The organism is Testudinibacter sp. P27/CKL/0425 (assembly GCF_052931395.1).
This window is the reverse complement of sequence record NZ_CM128801.1, coordinates 1,522,364-1,541,421: the sequence shown is the minus strand read 5'-3', so window position 1 is coordinate 1,541,421 and position 19,058 is coordinate 1,522,364. Positions and strand designations below refer to the sequence as shown.

Annotated in this window: 26 protein-coding genes and 1 other RNA gene; 22 read left to right on the top strand and 5 right to left on the bottom strand. The window is 43.5% G+C overall.

Going from position 1 to position 19,058, the window contains the following annotated elements; genetic code table 11:
- Positions 1–26 precede the first annotated feature (26 nt).
- Positions 27–209, top strand: coding sequence for a hypothetical protein (locus ACUHGC_RS07745; RefSeq protein ID WP_446832775.1), 183 nt, complete (start codon positions 27–29; stop codon positions 207–209).
- 91 nt (positions 210–300) lie between these two features.
- Here the strand turns inward: ACUHGC_RS07745 and phoU are convergent, their stop codons facing one another.
- From phoU to pstS, 5 genes are all read right to left on the bottom strand, one after another.
- Positions 301–990 carry a phosphate signaling complex protein PhoU gene (gene phoU, locus ACUHGC_RS07740; RefSeq protein WP_446832774.1) on the bottom strand — a complete coding sequence of 230 codons (690 nt, stop codon included), beginning with the start codon at positions 988–990 and terminating at the stop codon, positions 301–303.
- Between the two features lie 24 nt (positions 991–1,014).
- Positions 1,015–1,803: a phosphate ABC transporter ATP-binding protein PstB gene (gene pstB / locus ACUHGC_RS07735; RefSeq protein WP_446832773.1), complete on the bottom strand. Its 789-nt coding sequence runs from the start codon at positions 1,801–1,803 to the stop codon at positions 1,015–1,017.
- A 10-nt stretch (positions 1,804–1,813) separates the two neighbouring features.
- A complete protein-coding gene (pstA, locus tag ACUHGC_RS07730) occupies positions 1,814–2,695 on the bottom strand; it encodes a phosphate ABC transporter permease PstA (protein ID WP_446832772.1) in 882 nt (293 codons plus the stop codon).
- On the bottom strand, positions 2,695–3,654 hold the full coding sequence (pstC, locus tag ACUHGC_RS07725) for a phosphate ABC transporter permease PstC (protein WP_446832771.1): 960 nt from the start codon (positions 3,652–3,654) through the stop codon (positions 2,695–2,697). The genes pstA and pstC overlap by 1 nt, the downstream gene beginning before the upstream one ends.
- A gap of 75 nt (positions 3,655–3,729) precedes the next feature.
- Positions 3,730–4,785 carry a phosphate ABC transporter substrate-binding protein PstS gene (gene pstS, locus ACUHGC_RS07720; RefSeq protein ID WP_446832770.1) on the bottom strand — a complete coding sequence of 352 codons (1,056 nt, stop codon included), beginning with the start codon at positions 4,783–4,785 and terminating at the stop codon, positions 3,730–3,732.
- 396 nt (positions 4,786–5,181) lie between these two features.
- On the opposite strand from pstS, the gene ssrA reads away from it, so the two are divergent.
- From ssrA to ACUHGC_RS07615, 21 genes are all read left to right on the top strand, one after another.
- Positions 5,182–5,546, top strand: a transfer-messenger RNA (tmRNA) gene (gene ssrA / locus ACUHGC_RS07715).
- 182 nt (positions 5,547–5,728) lie between these two features.
- A complete protein-coding gene (locus tag ACUHGC_RS07710) occupies positions 5,729–7,006 on the top strand; it encodes an integrase arm-type DNA-binding domain-containing protein (protein ID WP_446832769.1) in 1,278 nt (425 codons plus the stop codon).
- A gap of 399 nt (positions 7,007–7,405) precedes the next feature.
- A complete protein-coding gene (gene gpU, locus ACUHGC_RS07705) occupies positions 7,406–7,819 on the top strand; it encodes a phage tail terminator protein (protein ID WP_446832768.1) in 414 nt (137 codons plus the stop codon).
- Positions 7,820–7,831: 12 nt separating this feature from the next.
- Entirely contained in the window at positions 7,832–9,016 is a 1,185-nt protein-coding gene (locus ACUHGC_RS07700) for a phage major capsid protein (protein WP_446832767.1), read from the top strand.
- A gap of 49 nt (positions 9,017–9,065) precedes the next feature.
- Positions 9,066–9,614: an HK97 family phage prohead protease gene (locus tag ACUHGC_RS07695; RefSeq protein ID WP_446832766.1), complete on the top strand. Its 549-nt coding sequence runs from the start codon at positions 9,066–9,068 to the stop codon at positions 9,612–9,614.
- A gap of 1 nt (position 9,615) precedes the next feature.
- Positions 9,616–10,842, top strand: coding sequence for a phage portal protein (locus ACUHGC_RS07690; protein ID WP_446832765.1), 1,227 nt, complete (start codon positions 9,616–9,618; stop codon positions 10,840–10,842).
- Positions 10,826–11,170, top strand: a complete 345-nt coding sequence (locus tag ACUHGC_RS07685) for a phage head closure protein (protein ID WP_446832764.1) — start codon at positions 10,826–10,828, stop codon at positions 11,168–11,170. Before ACUHGC_RS07690 ends, ACUHGC_RS07685 begins: the two co-directional genes overlap by 17 nt.
- Positions 11,157–11,471: a head-tail connector protein gene (locus tag ACUHGC_RS07680; RefSeq protein WP_446832763.1), complete on the top strand. Its 315-nt coding sequence runs from the start codon at positions 11,157–11,159 to the stop codon at positions 11,469–11,471. Before ACUHGC_RS07685 ends, ACUHGC_RS07680 begins: the two co-directional genes overlap by 14 nt.
- An 11-nt stretch (positions 11,472–11,482) precedes the next feature.
- Complete coding sequence (locus tag ACUHGC_RS07675; protein WP_446832762.1) at positions 11,483–11,857, top strand: HNH endonuclease; 375 nt, start codon at positions 11,483–11,485, stop codon at positions 11,855–11,857.
- A 2-nt stretch (positions 11,858–11,859) separates the two neighbouring features.
- The gene (locus tag ACUHGC_RS07670) at positions 11,860–12,138 is read left to right on the top strand and encodes a hypothetical protein (RefSeq protein WP_446832761.1); all 279 of its coding nucleotides are present in this window, start codon (positions 11,860–11,862) and stop codon (positions 12,136–12,138) included.
- Between the two features lie 124 nt (positions 12,139–12,262).
- Positions 12,263–12,628 (top strand): phage terminase small subunit P27 family, encoded by a 366-nt coding sequence (locus ACUHGC_RS07665; protein WP_446832760.1) that lies wholly within the window; start codon positions 12,263–12,265, stop codon positions 12,626–12,628.
- A complete protein-coding gene (locus ACUHGC_RS07660) occupies positions 12,629–14,296 on the top strand; it encodes a terminase large subunit (RefSeq protein WP_446832759.1) in 1,668 nt (555 codons plus the stop codon).
- A gap of 10 nt (positions 14,297–14,306) precedes the next feature.
- Complete coding sequence (locus tag ACUHGC_RS07655; protein ID WP_446832758.1) at positions 14,307–14,771, top strand: HK97-gp10 family putative phage morphogenesis protein; 465 nt, start codon at positions 14,307–14,309, stop codon at positions 14,769–14,771.
- Between the two features lie 112 nt (positions 14,772–14,883).
- On the top strand, positions 14,884–15,414 hold the full coding sequence (locus ACUHGC_RS07650) for a hypothetical protein (RefSeq protein WP_446832757.1): 531 nt from the start codon (positions 14,884–14,886) through the stop codon (positions 15,412–15,414).
- A 17-nt stretch (positions 15,415–15,431) separates the two neighbouring features.
- Positions 15,432–15,605: a hypothetical protein gene (locus ACUHGC_RS07645; protein ID WP_446832756.1), complete on the top strand. Its 174-nt coding sequence runs from the start codon at positions 15,432–15,434 to the stop codon at positions 15,603–15,605.
- 205 nt (positions 15,606–15,810) lie between these two features.
- Positions 15,811–16,332, top strand: a complete 522-nt coding sequence (locus ACUHGC_RS07640) for a hypothetical protein (protein WP_446832755.1) — start codon at positions 15,811–15,813, stop codon at positions 16,330–16,332.
- A 174-nt stretch (positions 16,333–16,506) separates the two neighbouring features.
- Positions 16,507–16,665 carry a helix-turn-helix transcriptional regulator gene (locus ACUHGC_RS07635; RefSeq protein WP_446834868.1) on the top strand — a complete coding sequence of 53 codons (159 nt, stop codon included), beginning with the start codon at positions 16,507–16,509 and terminating at the stop codon, positions 16,663–16,665.
- Positions 16,665–17,006 carry a hypothetical protein gene (locus tag ACUHGC_RS07630; RefSeq protein WP_446832754.1) on the top strand — a complete coding sequence of 114 codons (342 nt, stop codon included), beginning with the start codon at positions 16,665–16,667 and terminating at the stop codon, positions 17,004–17,006. Before ACUHGC_RS07635 ends, ACUHGC_RS07630 begins: the two co-directional genes overlap by 1 nt.
- A 76-nt stretch (positions 17,007–17,082) precedes the next feature.
- On the top strand, positions 17,083–18,546 hold the full coding sequence (locus ACUHGC_RS07625; protein ID WP_446832753.1) for a host cell division inhibitor Icd-like protein: 1,464 nt from the start codon (positions 17,083–17,085) through the stop codon (positions 18,544–18,546).
- Positions 18,539–18,778: a hypothetical protein gene (locus tag ACUHGC_RS07620; RefSeq protein ID WP_446832752.1), complete on the top strand. Its 240-nt coding sequence runs from the start codon at positions 18,539–18,541 to the stop codon at positions 18,776–18,778. The genes ACUHGC_RS07625 and ACUHGC_RS07620 overlap by 8 nt, the downstream gene beginning before the upstream one ends.
- Positions 18,771–19,058 (top strand): hypothetical protein, encoded by a 288-nt coding sequence (locus ACUHGC_RS07615; RefSeq protein ID WP_446832751.1) that lies wholly within the window; start codon positions 18,771–18,773, stop codon positions 19,056–19,058. The genes ACUHGC_RS07620 and ACUHGC_RS07615 overlap by 8 nt, the downstream gene beginning before the upstream one ends.

The following is a 19,058-nucleotide window of genomic DNA, read 5'->3' as shown; positions in this document are numbered from 1 at the left end:
AGCCACGGCATGATCTCAATATCCGAATGCAAAAAGTCCCTTCTGCGACAGTGGTGGACCTCTTTGCCAGTTATCGCTTCACTGACAATTTAGAAATGCGGGTGAATATCGACAACCTCGTCAACCGCAAATATTTAGCGGGGTGCGACACCTATTGCTACTATGCCGAAGGCATTAGTGCGGTAGGGAATTTGTCTTATAAATTCTAATTTCTGATTAATCCCTCCCTCTGCCCTTCGGGCATCTCCCTCCGCACGCGGAGGGAGAGAAAATTGTAGCGGTCAACTAAAACCGCTAAGTTTAGAAAACCGGCTCGTCGGTTTCGCGAACATCTTCACCTTTCAAATAATAGTAAATAAATTCACAGATATTTTGACAGCGATCACCGATACGCTCAATTGCACGCGCGGCTAAAATAGCGGTCAGCAGGCTGTCAACGCTGTCCGGTCTGGTTTTCATGCCGTCTTTGGCGTCGGCGATGATCTCTTGATAGCGTGAGTCAATTTTAATATCGCGCGCATAAACGCCTTTCGCTTCTTCCAAGCTCATGCTGGAAAACGCACGCAACGTATCGTGCAACATTGCGATCGCGTCTTGCGCCATGACATCTATTTTATCCAATAAAGTTTTTTCGATGGTCACGTCATCATGCAAACTCGTTTGGCTCATTTTATCCACCGAATCGCCGATACGCTCCAATTCCGACGCCACTTTCAAAATGGTGATGATAAAACGCAAATCGTCCGCCAGCGGCTGACGACGGGCAATTAACGTCACACAGGCTTCGTCAACAGCGACTTCCATCGAGTTGACTTGCTGATCACCTTCCACCACATCAAGCGCGCTGATTTCGCTGTTGCCTTTAATTACTTGCAACGCATCGTGCAGCTGTTTTTGCACCAAGCTGCCCATGGTCAACAACAATGATAACAGATGATTCAAATCGCGATCATACTGTTTCATAATGTGTTTTTTTTCATTTAAAGTCATTTTGATCTCCTGTTAACCGGGGGTTTAACCGAAACGTCCGGTGATATAATCTGACGTTCTGCTGTCTTTCGGACGGTTGAACATATCATCGGTTGCGCCGTGTTCAATAATGTCACCCAAATACATAAACACCGTGTGATCGGAACAGCGGGCTGCCTGCTGCATATTGTGGGTCACAATTACCACAGTATAATCCTTTTTCAGCTCTAAGATCAGATCTTCGATCATGCCGGTTGAAATCGGGTCTAATGCCGAGCAAGGTTCGTCCAGTAGCAACACTTCCGGTTTAATCGCGATTCCACGGGCAATACACAACCGTTGTTGCTGACCGCCCGACAAGCTGTAACCGCTCTTGTGCAGTTTGTCTTTGGTTTCATTCCAAAGTGCGGCTTTACTCAATGCCCATTCGACGCGATCATCCATTTCCGATTTCGACAATTTTTCGAACAAGCGCACGCCGAAAGCAATATTGTCATAAATTGACATCGGGAACGGCGTCGGCTTTTGGAACACCATGCCGACTTTGGCGCGCAACAGCGAAATATCTTTTTTGCTGCTGATGATGTCTTCACCGTCAAGCAGAATTTGCCCTTCGGCACGTTGCTCCGGATAAAGCGCATACATTTTATTGAAGGTACGCAAAAGTGTTGATTTACCACAACCTGACGGCCCGATAAATGCGGTAACTTTATTTGCTTCAATATCCAGATTCAGGTTTTTTAGCGCATGAAAATCACTGTAGTAAAAGTTCAGATCTTTCACTTCGATAATTTTTTGGCTTGGTTCGGCTTTATTCAAATCAATAATGCTCATCGGTTATTCCTTACTTCTTCTCTTTATTTTTAAATACGACACGTGCCAGAATGTTCAACAACAGCACCGCAAAGGTAATGATTAGCACGCCTGTCCACGCCAATTCTTGCCAGTTGGTAAACGGACTGGAGGCAAATTTGTAGATGGTCATCGGTAAGCTCGCCATCGGCTTGCTCATGTCTAAGCTCCAGAATTGGTTGGAAAGTGCGGTAAACATTAACGGCGCAGTTTCCCCGGCAATTCGGGCGACACTCAGTAACACCCCGGTGATAACCCCGGCAGTTGAGGCGCGCAAGGTGATCGCAAGGATCATTTTCCATTTCGGTGTGCCGAGGGCATAAGCCGCTTCACGCAAGTTGTTCGGAATCAGGTTCAGCATATTTTCCGTGGTGCGGATCACGATTGGAATTTGCAGCAATGCTAAGGCGACAACCCCTGCCCAACCCGAAAAGTTGCCGACCGGTGCGACAAATAATACATACACAAACAGACCGATAACAATCGACGGTGCTGACAACAAAATGTCGTTCACAAAACGCATTCCTTCCGCCAGCCAAGATTTTTTGCCGTATTCAGACAGATAAATCCCGACCAGAATGCCCAGCGGCGTGCCAATAAACGTAGCAAAGACCACCATGATCAAGCTACCGACAATCGCATTTGCCAAGCCGCCCACTTCAGCATTCGGCGCCGGTGTCATTTCTAAGAACACATCCAATGATAAGCCGGCGATCCCTTTTTGCAAGGTGGTGAATAAGATCCACACCAGCCAGATCAAACCAAACACCATTGCCAACATCGCAATAAAAATCGCAATGTTATTAATGATTCGGCGCTTGTTTTGCAACCGCTCTTTGACAATTTCGTATTTGCTTTTCGTTGAAGTTGCCATTATTTCGCTCCCTCATTTTTCGACAAACGACGCACCAACAATTTGGATACGATCAACACTAACAAGGTGATGGCAAACAAGATCAAGCCTAATTCCATCAAGGCGGAAATGTGCATATCCGATTCCGCTTCGGCAAATTCGTTGGCAATTGCCGAGGTGATACTGTTACTCGGCATATACAGCGACAGGCTGTCTAATTGGTAGGTATTACCGATAACGAAGGTCACTGCCATGGTTTCACCCAGCGCACGCCCTAAGCCCAGCATTACCGCGCCAACCACACCGCTCTTGGTGTATGGCAGCACAATGCGCCACACCACTTCCCAAGTGGTACAGCCGACCCCGTACGCAGACTCTTTCATCAGCGCTGGCGTTTGTTCGAACACATCACGCATCACCGAGGCGATGTAAGGAATAATCATAATTGCCAAAATAATCCCGGCTGCTAAAATCCCGATCCCGAAACTTGGGCCGGAGAACAGCGAACCGATAATCGGGAAGCCGGAAACCACTTCGCCGACCGGACGCTGAAAGTATTTAGCAAACAGCGGTGCAAAGATAAAGAAGCCCCACATCCCGTAAACAATACTCGGAACGGCAGCCAACAGCTCAATCGCCGTCCCCAGCGGGCGGCGCAGCCATTGTGGCGCTAATTCGGTTAAAAAGAAGGCAATGCCGAAGCTGGCAGGCACGGCAATAATCAACGCGATTAATGACGTGACCAAGGTTCCGTAAATCGGCACTAAGGCGCCGTATTGATCTAACGGCGGATTCCACTCTTTTGACCAAAGAAACGAAATCCCGAACTCTTTCATTGCAGGCAGGGAAGAAATAATCAGCGAGAGAATGATTCCCCCAAGAATTAACAACGTCAGGTAGGTTGAAAATCTGACCAGTAATTCAAAAAAAATATCACCCTTTTTACTTGGTGATATTACCGCTGAGGATTTATTTGACATAAAACGTCCTTTCTCAATAAATCTTTTAGGAAATAAAACGGAGTGTATTCACACTCCGTTGTGTTGAATCAACAATTAATAAAGCGCTTTTCCGTCTTTATCAGCAATGTTTGCTTTCCAAGCAGATTTAATGGTATCAACAACCGACTTAGGTAAAACAGCGTAGTCTAAAGCCAATGCTTCGTCACCGCCTTTATCTAAAGCCCATTCAAAGAATTTCAATGTTTCTTTGGCGCGCTCTACGTTGCCCGGTTGCTTCTCAACCAAAATGAAGGTTGTTGAAGTGATTGGCCACGCGTTTGCACCTTTTTGTTGAGTCAAATCTTGCGCGAAAGAAGTGTTCCAATCCGCACCGGCAGCCGCATTACTGAAGCTGTCTGAGCTTGGACGAACCATTTCGCCGTCGGCTGAAACCAAACTGGCGTATGGCAAGTTGTTTTGTTTCGCATAAGCATACTCAACATAACCGATCGCACCGTCTAACTGTTGGATAGAAGCGGAAACCCCTTCGTTACCTTTACCACCGAAAGAACCCGGCGCCCATTGTACAGTTGAACCGGCACCCACTTTTTCTTTCCACTCTGCACTGACTTTTGACAAGTAGCTGGTGAATACGAAAGTCGTACCTGAACCGTCTGCACGGCGGATAACCGCGATATCTTTGTTTGGTAGATTCAGATTAGGATTTAATTTCTTAATCGCTTCGTCGTTCCATTTTTTCACTTTGCCCAGATAAATGTCTGCAACGGTGTTGCCGTCCAATACTAACTCACCGCTCTTCACATCATCCAAGTGAACTGCCAGCACCACACCACCGATAACGGTTGGGAATTGGAACAGATTTTCTTTGGTTAATTCTTCATCTTTCATTGGTGCATCCGTTGCACCGAAATCAACGGTTTTCGCGATAATTTGTTTTTTACCGCCGGAAGAACCGATACTTTGATAGTTAACTTGACTGCCGGTTTCTTTCTTATAAGAATCCGCCCATTTTGCGTAAATCGGAGCCGGGAAAGAAGCGCCTGCACCGGTGATATCAACTGCAACGGCATTGTTAGCCGCCAAAACCATAGTTGAACCCATCAATGTGAATAATGAAGTACGAACAAATTTATTTTTAATAGCTTTCATTAGAGTCTCCTTAAAGTAAAGTTTTAAATCCGATGATTTTCGACTAGCTGGCAAACATTACTGTCCGCCACACAAAACTTATGGCACGAATATAGACCAATATTTTTATCAAGCAAGCCCTTTTTTCGGCTCAAAAAACATTAATAAAACTAGCTATGAAGCTATTTTTATTTTATTATCCTTATGAAATAGAATATTTTTTTATTTTTGTCATATAACTGTCATAAAGCAAAAATAACCGACCGCTTATTTTTTGAACAGATCATATTTACTATACTCTCGAAAACCACGTCGAGATGCAAAACTAACTCTTTAGGATTAGTCTGCTGAAAAACGAAACGCACGAATAGTGCTTTCGTTTCTCGCGCTTTTTTGCTAAAATCGCTAATCTATTTTGGGGCTGATTCTGGATTCGACGGGATTGGCGAAGCCCAAGGTGCATGTCGAGGTGCGGTAGGCCTCGTAAACAAACCGCAAAACAATAGTCGCAAACGACGAAAACTACGCTTTAGCAGCTTAATAACCTGCTCTTAGCCTTCTCTCCCCAGCTTCCGCTCGTAAGGCGGGGATCAAGAGGAGTCAACCCAAACGAGATCGCGTGGACGCCTCCGCTTGCGGATCGAAACGTTAAATTGAATCAAGCTAGCTTATCTGTCGCGTGTCTGTCCGCAGTGGGTAAGTGAAATTAAAGACTGACTAAACATGTAGGACTGAAGGTAGAGTAATTTCGGACGCGGGTTCAACTCCCGCCAGCTCCACCAAAAAATATATCGTAGCTGTTCGCAGCTAGTCGGAAAAGCCTAGAGAATCAAGCCTCTAGGCTTTTTTCTTGTTCGTAACTTATCGTTTCTTTTCGTCTCTAACCTAGATTTTTTGTACTCCCTACTGTACTCTCACTTACGGAGTACAAAAATGGGAGTACAAATTTACTGGAGAGTACATTATGACTAAGTTAAATAACCGTCTAACTAACACTGAGATTGAAAAACTCAAAGCCAAAAAAGAAGCGTATAACTCAAGAAGTGATGGAGAGGGTTTGTATATGCGTATTTTCCCAAATGGTAGGAAAGTGTGGCGATTAAAATATACAAAACCTAGTACTAACAATCGGACAAATATTTCATTGGGTGATTATCCAGCCCTAACCTTAGCTCAAGCCCGAGAGAGGAAGCGAGAAATCCAAGCCCTATTAGTTCAGGATATTGATCCGCAACTCCATCAACAACAGGAAGAGCAAAAACAACAGCAAGCCGATAATAATACGTTTGCCAAAATTGCCGCCGCATGGTTTGAAGATCGAAAAAAACGCGCCAACTTTTCAGATAAAACAGCTGCTGATACTTGGAGCATGATCAAGCGACATATTCTTCCACATTTCGGCGATTTGCCAATAACGCAGATAACGGCACTTATGGCGATCAATGCGTTTAAGCCCCTTCAAGAGAGAGGAACGTTAGAAACGCTCAAGCGAGCCATTCAGAAAATGAATGAGATAATGATCTATGCGCTACACCGTGGAATTATTGACATGAACTTAACCGCCAATATCGGGAAAGAATTTGATAATCCGACTGTAACCCACATGAAAGCCATTAAACCAGAACAACTAGGCGAGTTCTTAACCACTCTAGCAAACTCAAATATGACCAAAATGACGAGGCTTTTAATTCAGTGGGAGCTTCTTACCATGACACGCCCAGCAGAAGCCGCTACGGCGCGATATGAGGATATTAACGAAAAAGACAGACTATGGACTATCTACATTCAAAAAGGTCTAAAAACGAGCGATATGGGGCGAGAACATAAGGTTACGCTATCAAGGCAAGCGTTAGCGGTGTTACGAGAAATAAAGAAGTTTAGCGGTGGCAAGCGGTATTTATTCCCGAGTATCAAAAATCCTGCTACACACATCAACACACAGACCGCAAACGCTGCTATAAAGCGGATGGGCTATCAAGGTAAGCTGGTGGCGCACGGAATGCGCGCAATAGCCAGCACGGTGTTAAACGAGGCAAGGACAGCGAACGGCTTGAGGCGGTTTGATAAAGACCTGATCGAGGTCGCACTATCACATATCAATAACGACGATGTTCGCATGGCATACCTTAGAGCGGAGTATTTGCCACACCGTTTTGACATGCTTCAATGGTGGGGGGATTATGTCGAGCAAGCCGCACAGAATGCGATACCGAAATTTCATCTTCAAGTTATGAGTGCTTAAGGCTCTCAATCACTGGCCAGCCTTTATGCTGGCTTTTTTTTGATATATAGAAATTAACTGAAACTTTTCTATTTTTATCTACTTATCTATTTATTTACTCTTATATATATTTATTTTTTGATTCTTAAAGAAAAAATATAAGTAGATAGAATAATAGATAAAGAGTAGTAAAGGGGTTAAGAGTAGAAATTAAGATTTTTCCTTTTGGCATAAGCAAAAACTGGAAATTTCCCCAAAGCTGGCGCAAATCCGCAAATGCTGAATATTTTTTTGTAAATTCCTTGTTCGTAGCCTTTCGCCACTTAACGATTAAAAAATTCATTGTTTACAACCTCTTAGATGTGATTATCATATGATATGGGCTACTTGTAGCCGTCTTAATTAAGATAAGGGTAATCAATGAATATTCATAAAATCGTTAGAAAAGAGATTGTCGAATTGCTTTCTAACAACGTTGAGGGCGTGAAGCATTTCTATAATGGCAATGCGTTCTTTTCGGATATCCAAGATCAGCTTCCCGCTGTTTCTGTTTCTATTCCTCAATCCGTTTGTGAGGGCGTTGGATTTAGTGCTACAGAATGGAGCGGAACACTTGAAATTACTATCTTTATGCCGCTGTTTGAAGATGAGGATCGGCTTGATGATTTGGCTGAACAGATCAATAAGTTAATTCGCGTTGGCTATGGCTATAAGAGTATTCGGCAGTTTCGCCCCGGGGTTGAATATGGATATACGTTTGACACAGAGCAACACCTATGGAAATCGGCAACGTTGAGCTATTCCATTGATTACGGTCAAGAGATTTTCAATTAATGAGGGAAACCTATGTTTAAGAAACTAATCGATTTACGCCAACAAAAGGCGAAGCTGGCGGAGGATATGCGCAATGTGCTAACCACTGCCGAAACAGAAAACCGCAGTTTAAATGATGATGAAGCGAAAACTTTTGATGAATTGCGCAACAAAGTAACCGCATTGAATGCCGATATTGCGCGCTATGAGGCGTTAGCCGATGAACAGCGCAATCAAGGCGGGCAACCAGTAGAAACCACTTCACAACCTCAAGTCAGTAATGACGAGTTACGCCGCTATATCAAAACAGGCGAATTGCGCTCACTATCCACCACAGCTAAAGATGACGGCGGATATTCGGTGATCCCGCAATTGGATAAACAAGTCATGACACGCTTAACCGATGATAGCGTAATGCGTCAAATTTGTAACGTAGTGCGCTTGCCGATTGGTGCGAAAGAGTATAAGAAGCTGGTTTCTGCTGGTGGTGCCAAAGTGAAGCACGGCGAAGAGGGGCAAGCCCGTACTGCAACCGATACGCCGAAACTTCATGAGGTGACGATTGCGTTAAATTCGATTTACGCTTATCCGAAAACTACCCAGGAAATCTTAGATTTTAGTTCAATTGATGTGTTGGGCTGGTTGACTGAAGAAATCAGCGAAACGTTTACCGAAACCGAAGAAACGGATTTAACCGACGGTGACGGCGAGAAGAAAGCCAAAGGGTTATTAACCTATGCCCGGACAACGGCAGCCGATAAAACTCGCCCGTTCGGTACGCTGCAAAAATTGGAAGTTGCTAATGCCGCCGGGATTACTGCCGATTTGTTGATTGATTTGCTTTACACCTTACATAGTAAATACCGTAAAAGTGCGGCTTGGGTGATGAGTTCGGCGATTGCCGCGCAGCTTCAAAAGCTGAAAAATGGCAATGGTGATTATATTTGGCGTGACGGTTTAACCGCTGGTGCGCCCGCCACCCTGTTAGGTTTGCCCGTTCATTTCTTGGAAACTTTGCCGACAGGTGGCGCCGGGAAAGCGGTGATTGCCCTGGGAGATTTCAAGCGGGGTTATTTTATTGTGGATCATGAAACAGGTATTCGCACCCGCCCCGATAATATTACCGAGCCGGGCTTCTACAAAGTCCACACCGATAAATATTTGGGTGGTGGCGTGGTCGATTCCAACGCAATCAAGTTTATTGAAACCAGGGCTTAAGCCAAGGGAATCAGGGGCGGTAAGCCCCTTTTTTGCCATAAGGTCAGTTATGAAAGAATTTGAAATTAGATCCGCAACGCTACAGACCGACAGCCAAAAATTGACGGGTTATGTGGTGCAGTGGAATAGCCGTTCAGAACTCTTGTGGGATTTTGTAGAACAGTTTGCGCCCAAGGCATTCAGCGAATCATTGGCAACGGGTCAAGATGTGCGTGCCTTATTTGAGCATGATCACACCAAGCTATTAGGCAGAACGAGCGCAGGGACGCTATCGCTGATTGAGGATAATATCGGCTTACGTTTTGAATTAACCCCGCCAGATACGACGCTAGGGCGTGATTTACTGGTATCGGTTGATCGTGGGGATATTACAGGCATGTCATTCGGCTTCCGAGTGTTATCAGAATCATGGGATTTTGAGCAAGAGCCGATTTTGCGCACGGTTGAGCGTGCTGAGTTGGTGGAAATCACGATCACCAGCATTCCCGCTTACCCTGAAAGCAGTGTTCAAATTGCCAAGCGATCAATGGCAGCCGCCAGAGAACAACAGCAACCAAACGGGATTTTAAGTCGTTGGGCGGATTTAGTGGGGTTGTGATATGTGGCTATTTAAACGCAAAACCGAACAGCGCAATATTAGTATTGATGAATTGTTATCGTATATCGGCGCCAGTAATACCGGCGCAGGGGAATTTGTTTCACCGCATACCGCGGAAGCCTTGCCGGCGGTTTTAAATGCGGTCACGGTGATTAGTGAAGCGGTGGCAAGCATGCCGTGCTATCTGTATCGGCTCAACAACGACGGACGGGAACGGGTATTTAATCACAACGTGGATTTTCTGTTAAATGAGATGCCCAACCGCAATCAAACGCCGTATCAGTTCAAATATACGATGATGAGACATTGCTTGTTAAATGGGAATGCCTACGCGGTAATTGAGTGGGATAAACAGGGCGAACCGCTTTCATTAACCCCTTACCCGCCCAGTGCGGTGAATATTCAGCGGCTAGTTGATGGCAGCTACCGTTATCAAATCACCGATTTAAGCGGCAAGGTAAAACAGTATTTACAAGATGAAATCTTACACTTGCGGCATTCGTCCGATGACGGTTTTATGGGGCGTTCCCCGATTGCGGTTTGTCGTGAAACGATTGGCTTAGGATTGGCGCAGCAACGACACGGATCAAGCGTAATGAAAAACGGCTTAATGGCGAGCGGACTAATCACAACGGCGGAATGGCTGAACGAATCTAAGGGAGAAAAGGCGGCAGAAGCCATTAAACGTTACGCAGGCGCAAGGAATGCCGGAAAAACCCCAGTTCTTGAAGGGGGCTTGGAATATAAACAATTAGGCATGACCAACCAAGATGCGGAATGGTTACAAAGCCGAACCTTTACCATTGGCGATATTGCCCGAATCTTCAACATCAGCCCTATATTTTTACAAGAATATTCAAACAGCAGTTACAGCAATTTCAGCGAGGCAAGCCGCGCGTTTTTGTCGCAAACGTTGCGCCCGTGGTTAACCAATTTTGAACAGCAGTTAAAAGACGCGTTGATGGTGGATTTAAACCGCACTTCACCCCGTTATCTGATTGAATTTGATACCAGTGATTTACTGCGCACCAGTCAGACGGACAGATTCAACAGTTACGAGGTCGCGATTAAATCCGGGGTAATGTGTCCGAATGAGGTCAGACGCAAAGAGGGATTAACCCCGTATGCGGGTGGCGATGAATTTAGCCAAGCATGGAAGCAAACCGTTGAAGTGAAGAAAGACGGTACAGAAAAAACAAAAGGTGATGACGATGGCAAGAATGCTTAAAGCGGGACGTTACACCAAAGTGATCACCATTCAAGCCAAAACGCAAAAAACGAACAGCTATGGCGGAATGAAAGTTGATTGGCATGACGTGGCAACCGTTAGAGCCGCAATAGAGCCATTACAAGGGCGTGAATATTTTAGCGGTCCTTTCCAGTTGGGTGAAAACATGATCCGCATTCGCATACGTTACCGTGAGGGAATCGATCGCAAAATGCGGGTGAAATACGGTGATCGGGTATTTGATATTTATTCCGTTATAGACAGCCGAGAGGCGCACCGAGAAATTCAATTAATGTGTAAAGAGGGGGAAGCGTATGGACAACGATAGTTTGATCACCGTGGAGGAAGCTAAGGCGCAATTGATTGTTGATCACGACATGGACAACAGTTTAATTCAGGGGTATATCACCGCCGCATTGGAAGTAGCGCAACAGCATATCGGTAAAACATTCGGCGACAAGACCGATGCGAACACGGTTAAATTCAATCAGGCTATCAAGGTGGGCTGTTTGATGTATGTAGCGCATTTGTATGCTAACCGAGAGCTTACAACCGATACCCCGCTATCAATGGTGCCAATGGCAATCAGTGCCTTATGGGACGTGTACCGTGAACCCGGAATATATTGAGGTGATAGCCTATGCCCTGTCAGCCATTGCGACGCTGTACCTATCCCGGTTGCCGTAACAAAGTGCGGTTTGGTCGATGTGACGAACATAAGCCAAAAGATACCAGACCGCCAGCCAGTCAACGAGGCTATGATCACAACTGGAGCAAGTACCGATTCCAGTACCTGAAACAACACCCGTTATGTGTAATGTGTTTAGCCAAAGGAAAGTATATTCCGGCAACGGTGATAGACCACATCAAGCCCGTAGAGAACGGACAAGCCGATCCACTGTTCTGGGAGAGCAGTAATCATCAGGCGTTATGCCGTGACTGCCACAGCTACAAAACAAGGGTAATCGATGGGCGTGGATTTGGCGTGGTGAAAGAAACAACTAAGGAGAAATAATTATGGCAAGTAAATGGACAGAAATTCCAGAATTAAAAGAAATGGTTAATGAAGTTAAGGCGCGTTATCCACTGTTATGGGAACGGTTATCGGCGATAAATATTCAGATAACCGAGGCGGAAGCAAAAGAATTTGATGATTTGAAGATGGCGTTAATGTCTCTCTATCACCTAGACGAAAAGCAGTTAATAGAATTAGGTGAAGAAGAATTTAAGAAATATAAACGATCGATAAATGCGCGGTTTGATGCAGTGCTTTTATTCCGTTCGATATTTAAATAGATACCGGTTATCAACTGATTCAAGGGGTGGGGGTAGTTCAAAAAACAAACGCACCCAATTTGAAAACCGCCCGCCCCACTCTATTTTTACGCACGATAGTTTTTTTGAAAATATAGGAAAGCCAATGACAAAACGAAGAACACCAAAAGCCCCTGATTATCTGGACGAAATCGCAGGCAATCAATGGAAAGCACGAATTAAGCAATTAGTGGAACGGGGCGATGTTCAAGACGCCGATCTTGTTCATCTTGAAATGTATTGCCTGAATTATTCACTGTACCGCCGAGCGGTTCAAGATTTAGCCGAGCGTGGATTTTCGATCACCAATTCACAAGGTACGGAAGCACGCAACCCCGCCCTCACCGCTAAGGCAGATGCTGAGAAAATCATGATAAAAATGTCGTCTTTGCTAGGGTTCGATCCAGTCAGCCGCCGAAAAACCCCGATAGAAACCGAGGAAGCCGACGAATTAGACCAGTTGGGCGCATAGATGAACGAATGGCAGGCATACGCTCAAGCGGTCAGAACGGGCGAAATAGAGGCGTGTAAGCGCATAAAGCAAGCCGTTGAACGCTACTATGCGGATCTAGATAACCCTGATTACCTGTTTGACGATAAAATTGTGGCGCAGTTTATCGCCTTTTCCCGCCTTTGCCCTCATGTTAAAGGACACTTGCGAGGACAATCGATTGAGTTATCAGACTGGCAACAATTTTTATTTGCCAATCTGCTAGGCTTCAAGCACAAGAACACCGGCTTGCGAAAATACCGTTCTGCTTATATTCAAGTGGCGAGGAAAAACGCCAAATCTACCGTTGCCGCCGTACTGGCGAACTGGTTTCTTGTGATGGAAAAGGGTCAGCAAGATATTTACACCGCCGCAGTCAGCCGAGACCAAGCACGGATTGTTTTTGATGATGCCCGCCAAATGTGCCTGTTATCCAAACCACTGAAAAAACGGGTCAGCATTTTACAGCACAAAATGATTTACCCGAAAAATAACAGCCTGATGCGCCCACTGGCGGCAAAATCCAGCACCATAGAGGGAACTAACCCCAGCCTTGCGATTGTGGACGAATACCACTTACACAGTGATAACAGCGTGTACAGCGCATTGGAATTAGGGCAAGGCGCACGCCCCGAGGGGCTACTTTTCGCCATCACCACCGCAGGCAGTAACACGATTTCCGCGTGTAAACAGCATTATGATTATTGCTGTCAGATTCTGGACGGTAACGAGCAAAACGACAGCATTTTCATTATGATTTTTGAACTGGACGATGAAAGCGAAGTGGATAACCCTGAGATGTGGATCAAGGCTAATCCGAATATTGGGAAATCCATACCACACTTAGACTTTGAGAACACCATTAAAAAAGCCCGCGGCATACCGTCGGAATGGGTGGAGATGCTGACGAAACGCTTTAATGTCTGGTGCCAAGGAACAACCCCGTGGCTAGGTGATGGCAATTGGGCGGCGTGCCGGCGAGACTACAGCGAAGCCGATTTATTGCACCAAGATTGTTACATGGGCTTGGATTTATCCAGCACCAACGATTTAACTAGTATTTGCTACGCTTTCCCCCACGGCAACAAAGTGCGGTTATATGCCCGCCACTACATACCCGAATATCAGCTTAATAATGTGGCCAACAAAAACCGCGCCATTTATCGGCAATGGGTGCGGCAAGGTTGGCTACAGACCACCGAGGGAGATTGTATTGATTATGACAAAATCCGAGACGATATATTAAAAGATTCAGAACGGTTTGATATTAAGATGATTGGTTTTGACATGTGGAACGCCACGCACCTACGCACCCAGCTACAAGGCGCAGGGCTTGAAGTTGAACCCTTTCCGCAAACTTACCAGCGTTTCAGCCCTGTAGCAAAATCGGTTGAGGTGCTGATTAATCGGCAGATGATTGAACATAATGGCGATCCGGTGTTGGCATGGGCATTGTCTAACGTGGTGATGGAAACCGACGCAAACGCCAACATTAAACCGAACAAGAAAAAAGCAGCGAATAAAATCGATCCGGCAATTGCTTTTTTGATGTCATTCGGCACTTATCAACTTGAGTACGGTGATTTTTCTTTTGAACTTAGTGAATCACACAAAGCATTTTTAGCGAATTTTAACGGATTGGATTTATAGGGGTTACAACATGGCAAAATTTACCGATCAAGTATCTGCGTTTGTTCATCAAGTAAATGGCGTTTTGATGAAAGACCAAAAAAAAGCCATTCGTAAGGCATTAAATGAGGGCGCAAAAGTGGTTGAGCAACACATCAAGCCACAAGCCCCATTGTTGGAATCAAGTACCAATTTCCGGCAGCGTGGGACAATTAAAAACAATATCCGGCATAAAACCAAGGTACGGAAAGATGGTCAATCCGGCTTTACCATGATCCGAGTAATGCGCACCCAGAAACGCAGAATGTCGCGCGTTGGCGAAAATACCCGAGATAGAACCGATCCGTTTTATTGGTGGTTGTTAGAATATGGAACAAAGAAAATGGAAGCCCGCCCGTTTATGGAAAAAGGATTCAAAGAGAGCAAGCAAGCCGCAACGGAAAAGGCGAAAGAGGTTTATTTTTCTGAAATGAAAAAAGCTGTTCAAAGTAAATAGATCGCAAACAGGGTTAATCTTTTCGGTTAGTAGCATTGCTATTTTTTTATGCGGCGGCTAGAATGTTAGGAACAAAGTACGGTGATAAACGACAAGGTACAGCAAGTAGTAAATGAAATTTGAACACTTAGTTAGTGCAACAATATCCGATTTTCAGCTATTATTAGAGCATCTTGAATTGCCGATAGCAGTTGGTTGTATCAGTGATGATGATTTCAAAATATTAGGGCGAGGTTACGGGCGTTTAGATTGGGATTATGTTATTACCTATCATTATAATCCTAATTCAGCCTTTGATTTTTGTTTTAAATTGAAAGAAAATGGTCAAAAGAACAGCTTCGCACCCCCGGTAGGTGCTTTTTTATCATCATATAGCCCCAATAATAAAACATTAGAAATTTATGGTATTGAAAGATTTGGGGATAATCAAAACTTGAATGGACGGATGCTTTTACTTTCGATGTTTGCTGTTTCTATTCTGATGTCAAAAGTTGATGGCGAAATCATAAAATTGATTGATGTTGAGGATAGTATAGAACTAAGACAACATTATAAAAGTTTTGGGTTTATAGAAGATGGAAGTAAGAATTTTACATTAGAAATGAGCAGTCTTAGAGCGCTTATTGATGGCTTTATTTCTTAATGGCTAAAGGTGGAATTATGGAAAAATCATTTGAATTTTCAGTAAGTAAAGTTTATGAACGCACAGGTAAAACCATGGATGCGTTAATGAAAGCAGCCCCCAAAATGCTTATTGATGAGCGTTTTTTGTTTAAAGGTTCTGAAGAAGTTCATGGAAAGAAAAAGCATTTGAACAACAGAAATGCAGCTTAGTCATAAACAATGATTAATGAAACGGGGGCTTATAGCCCCCTTACTTTTTTCTACGGAAATCATAACGTCCATTCCAGAATTACCATACTTATTCAATAAAGTAATTTTAATGAACTGTCATAGTATATCAGACTGCCAAAGCGTTTTCTATTCAATCTGTAATTTGATAATATTTATTTAACCACGACTAAGGAGATTGAATATTATGGATTTGAAAATACTTGCGGATAGTATCCCTAAAAAAGATATTAAGAGAGCAGAAGCGAGAAAATTGCTTGAAGATAATAAGGAGTTTAAGGGGTTGGAAAACGATTTATTAAATCTTTATGATGTTTTTTTAAGCACAATAGATCACAAAGAAAACACGTTCAAAGCGATATTAAAAGAGCAAAGTATAAGTGATGATAAAATAAAAGAAATAATGTATTCATTTTTGGAAAAAGATAAAAATTGCTTTGACTGGTTTAATCATTTTTATGAATCAGCATTATTCCGCGCAATAAAATTAAATGAACTTAGACAAGTAGCACCGGCGGCTAAAAAATATCTTGATACCAGTGGAGATAAAAGCAAACCAATACGAGATAGAGTTATGGAGTATGCGGCTAAAAGATGGAAAGAAGATGAAAACCTTTTGAAAAAAACCTTACTTGAAGAAGTCAAATCAAAATTTCAAATCAATGTTACCGATGATCACATTCTGCGCCACTGGTTAAAAAAAACCTAAACGCTAATATGCTATAAGTAACTTATAGCAATTATATCAATCTAAAAATCCTGTTTAAATACCTCTCGTAACGTTACGTCACATTAACAAACTTAACGAACAAGAGGATTCCTGATGGAAACACCTAAAAACCGTCCTACAAAAAACCAAATTTGGATCAGCACCGCAGATTTAATGTCTAGGCTGTCCTTTGGTCGTACTAAGCTCAATGAGCTAGTTAAAGCTAATCAATTCCCACAACCTATTCGATTATCAAGTAACTTCATTCGGTGGAATTTATCCGAGGTTGAAGCGTGGATCGAACAACAAGAAGCTAATAGAGGAACAGCATAATGACTAGATTAATGATTGTTATTTGGCACTTGCTCAACTCTCCCAAAAAAGGCATTAGCGAAAAAGAATCTTATTTTGATTGTCATATTTTAAACGCCCGAAATGAGATCAGCGAAATCGAAAGGGAATTAAATATTAAGCTTAATCGAGAGCGTGAGAAATCTTCAGCAGGTCGTCTATTTACTCGCTACACATTGAAAGATGAAAAACAGATTTTTGAAGTCGCTAGATTATTTAATGAAAGATTGAAAATTAACCGAACCGTTCTTAATCGCTGCCATGATGTTGAACCCATCACGGCAGCCGATATAAATAAAGCCATTCGTTTATTAGGAAATTGAAATAAAAAAAATGGCGGGTAACTAGCCCGCCTAACCTGCAAGGAATTACAACCACATTCTACTAAGGAGTTAGACTATGAATATAATTCATTTTAATCTTACCAAAAATGAAAAAAATTGCAATACTCATCAAGCCATGCTGGAAATTATTTTGTCGGTTGCGGGTATTCGTATCATACGAACACCGCTACTTTCACAAGATGAGGTTATGGCAACCTCACCCAATCCAAAATCGGTTCGGTTTAGTGATTGGATAAACCCAGTATTTAATCGGCTTCCACCAATGGTGGGAGTATCCAAATTTATTGGTGCCCCAAAAAGCAATTATGCTTTCGGCTCAATGCCACGCGAGGAGAGTTCTTTGCGTAAAATCCGTTTTATCCACGTGGCTAATGTAGTATCTCCGTCAACTTTCGCCTGTTCCTCAAGCTGCTTACGGAAATCTTCATGTAGTCTCATTTGGTATTGTGGCGATCTTTTTTCAACTTTTTTCATATTACCCCTTGAATTGGTACGTACCATAAGTTATAGTTTAAAGCATGGTAATTACCATAGCAAAGTAAACGCCAAAAAGCAAACGCCCAAAAGTGCGCCAACACCTTTGAGCGTTCTAACCACAACATTAAAGGAGCTTAATATTATGGCTAACTTCAATTATACCCAAAAAACAACCAATCCAGAATTGGATCGGTTAAATTTCCAAAACTGTGACACAAATCACTTTACAAAAGACCGCACTTTAGATTATTTTAATACCGCAGTCGCTAAATCGGCTGCCAGCTTTGACAGGCTGAACCCAAAAGCGTATAGCCGCTTAACCAATCCGAAACAGCGGTATTTTTACGTCTGTAATAACCCGAGTTATATCCAGAATATGACAGGGCGTAATGGGGAGACCGTAAGGTCTGCCAGTATCTTTTGGGCTGGTCTGTCAACCCTGTTACGTCTTGTCACCCTATTTGACAGTGGGGAGCAAGGATATAAAACTTACCAAAAGGTTATTACCATGAAAACGTATCTGTTTGCCGGCATACGCCGCACCGACTTATCTAATCAAATCCACTCTTTACGAATTTTAGCCGACAGCGAACAGCACGCACGCGCCCTTTTAGCCCGTGATTATGTGTTAGCGTTTGCTGGGCGGATTAACCGCACTTTTGACAAATCCCCGTTGACGCAGGCGGAAAATGCCGTTAGTATTTCAGGCACTAACACAGATAACGGACGCCGCACCCGTAAGCCTTGCGGATTTTTTGTACCTCAAATTCATCAAGATGGGCTACTAACCCAATCTAAAGCCGAATTTGTGGCAAGGTCGATAAGCCGAAATAAGGCGGATTATATCCGCACGAATAAGGCTAACCGTTTATCTGCGGTAGTTGAAGCCTTGCCACACCTATTACAGGTTGGCAAATCTATTACTAAAACAGATAAGAGAAAATTCACCATGAAAACCCCAAACCCTACCCAAGTTGTATCTACGTCATGCGTAAACCGCACTTTCACCGCTACAGAAGTTCAGGGGGTGATTTATGCGTAATCCAACCAAGCCAGAATCTAAATTTATCGTTTACGGCTCAATCGATGATTTTTGGGCTCAAACAATGATGTTAGAACAAGCCCTTGCTTCGCTTGAGGCGCTGTCACAAGCTGACTTTAACGTGTTGCCAAATCAAACAATCAAGGATGCTATTGGCGCTATTAAGTGGCAAGTACAAGGCATTTTAACTGTTCAATCTGAATTATTAGCGGAAGAGGTGGCAAATGACTAATTCAACCGCCTGTATGATAAATGGTGTTGCCCTTGATGCCATGGATAAATTAGATAAATCCTTAGCCCAAGCCGAAAGCGTGCTTTTGCTGTTACAGGATAACTTTGAGGGTGGCAAATTTAAAATCAACGATCATTTAGTGGATAGTGCTTTTTGGAATATCCACGATTTAATTAACTCCTCACGCGAAGCATGGGAAGCGATTTATCAGAGTATTAAATTCCAAGACTCAAAAGTCATGGCTCAAGCCGTGTTCGATAAATATTCCGGTAGGGGGTAA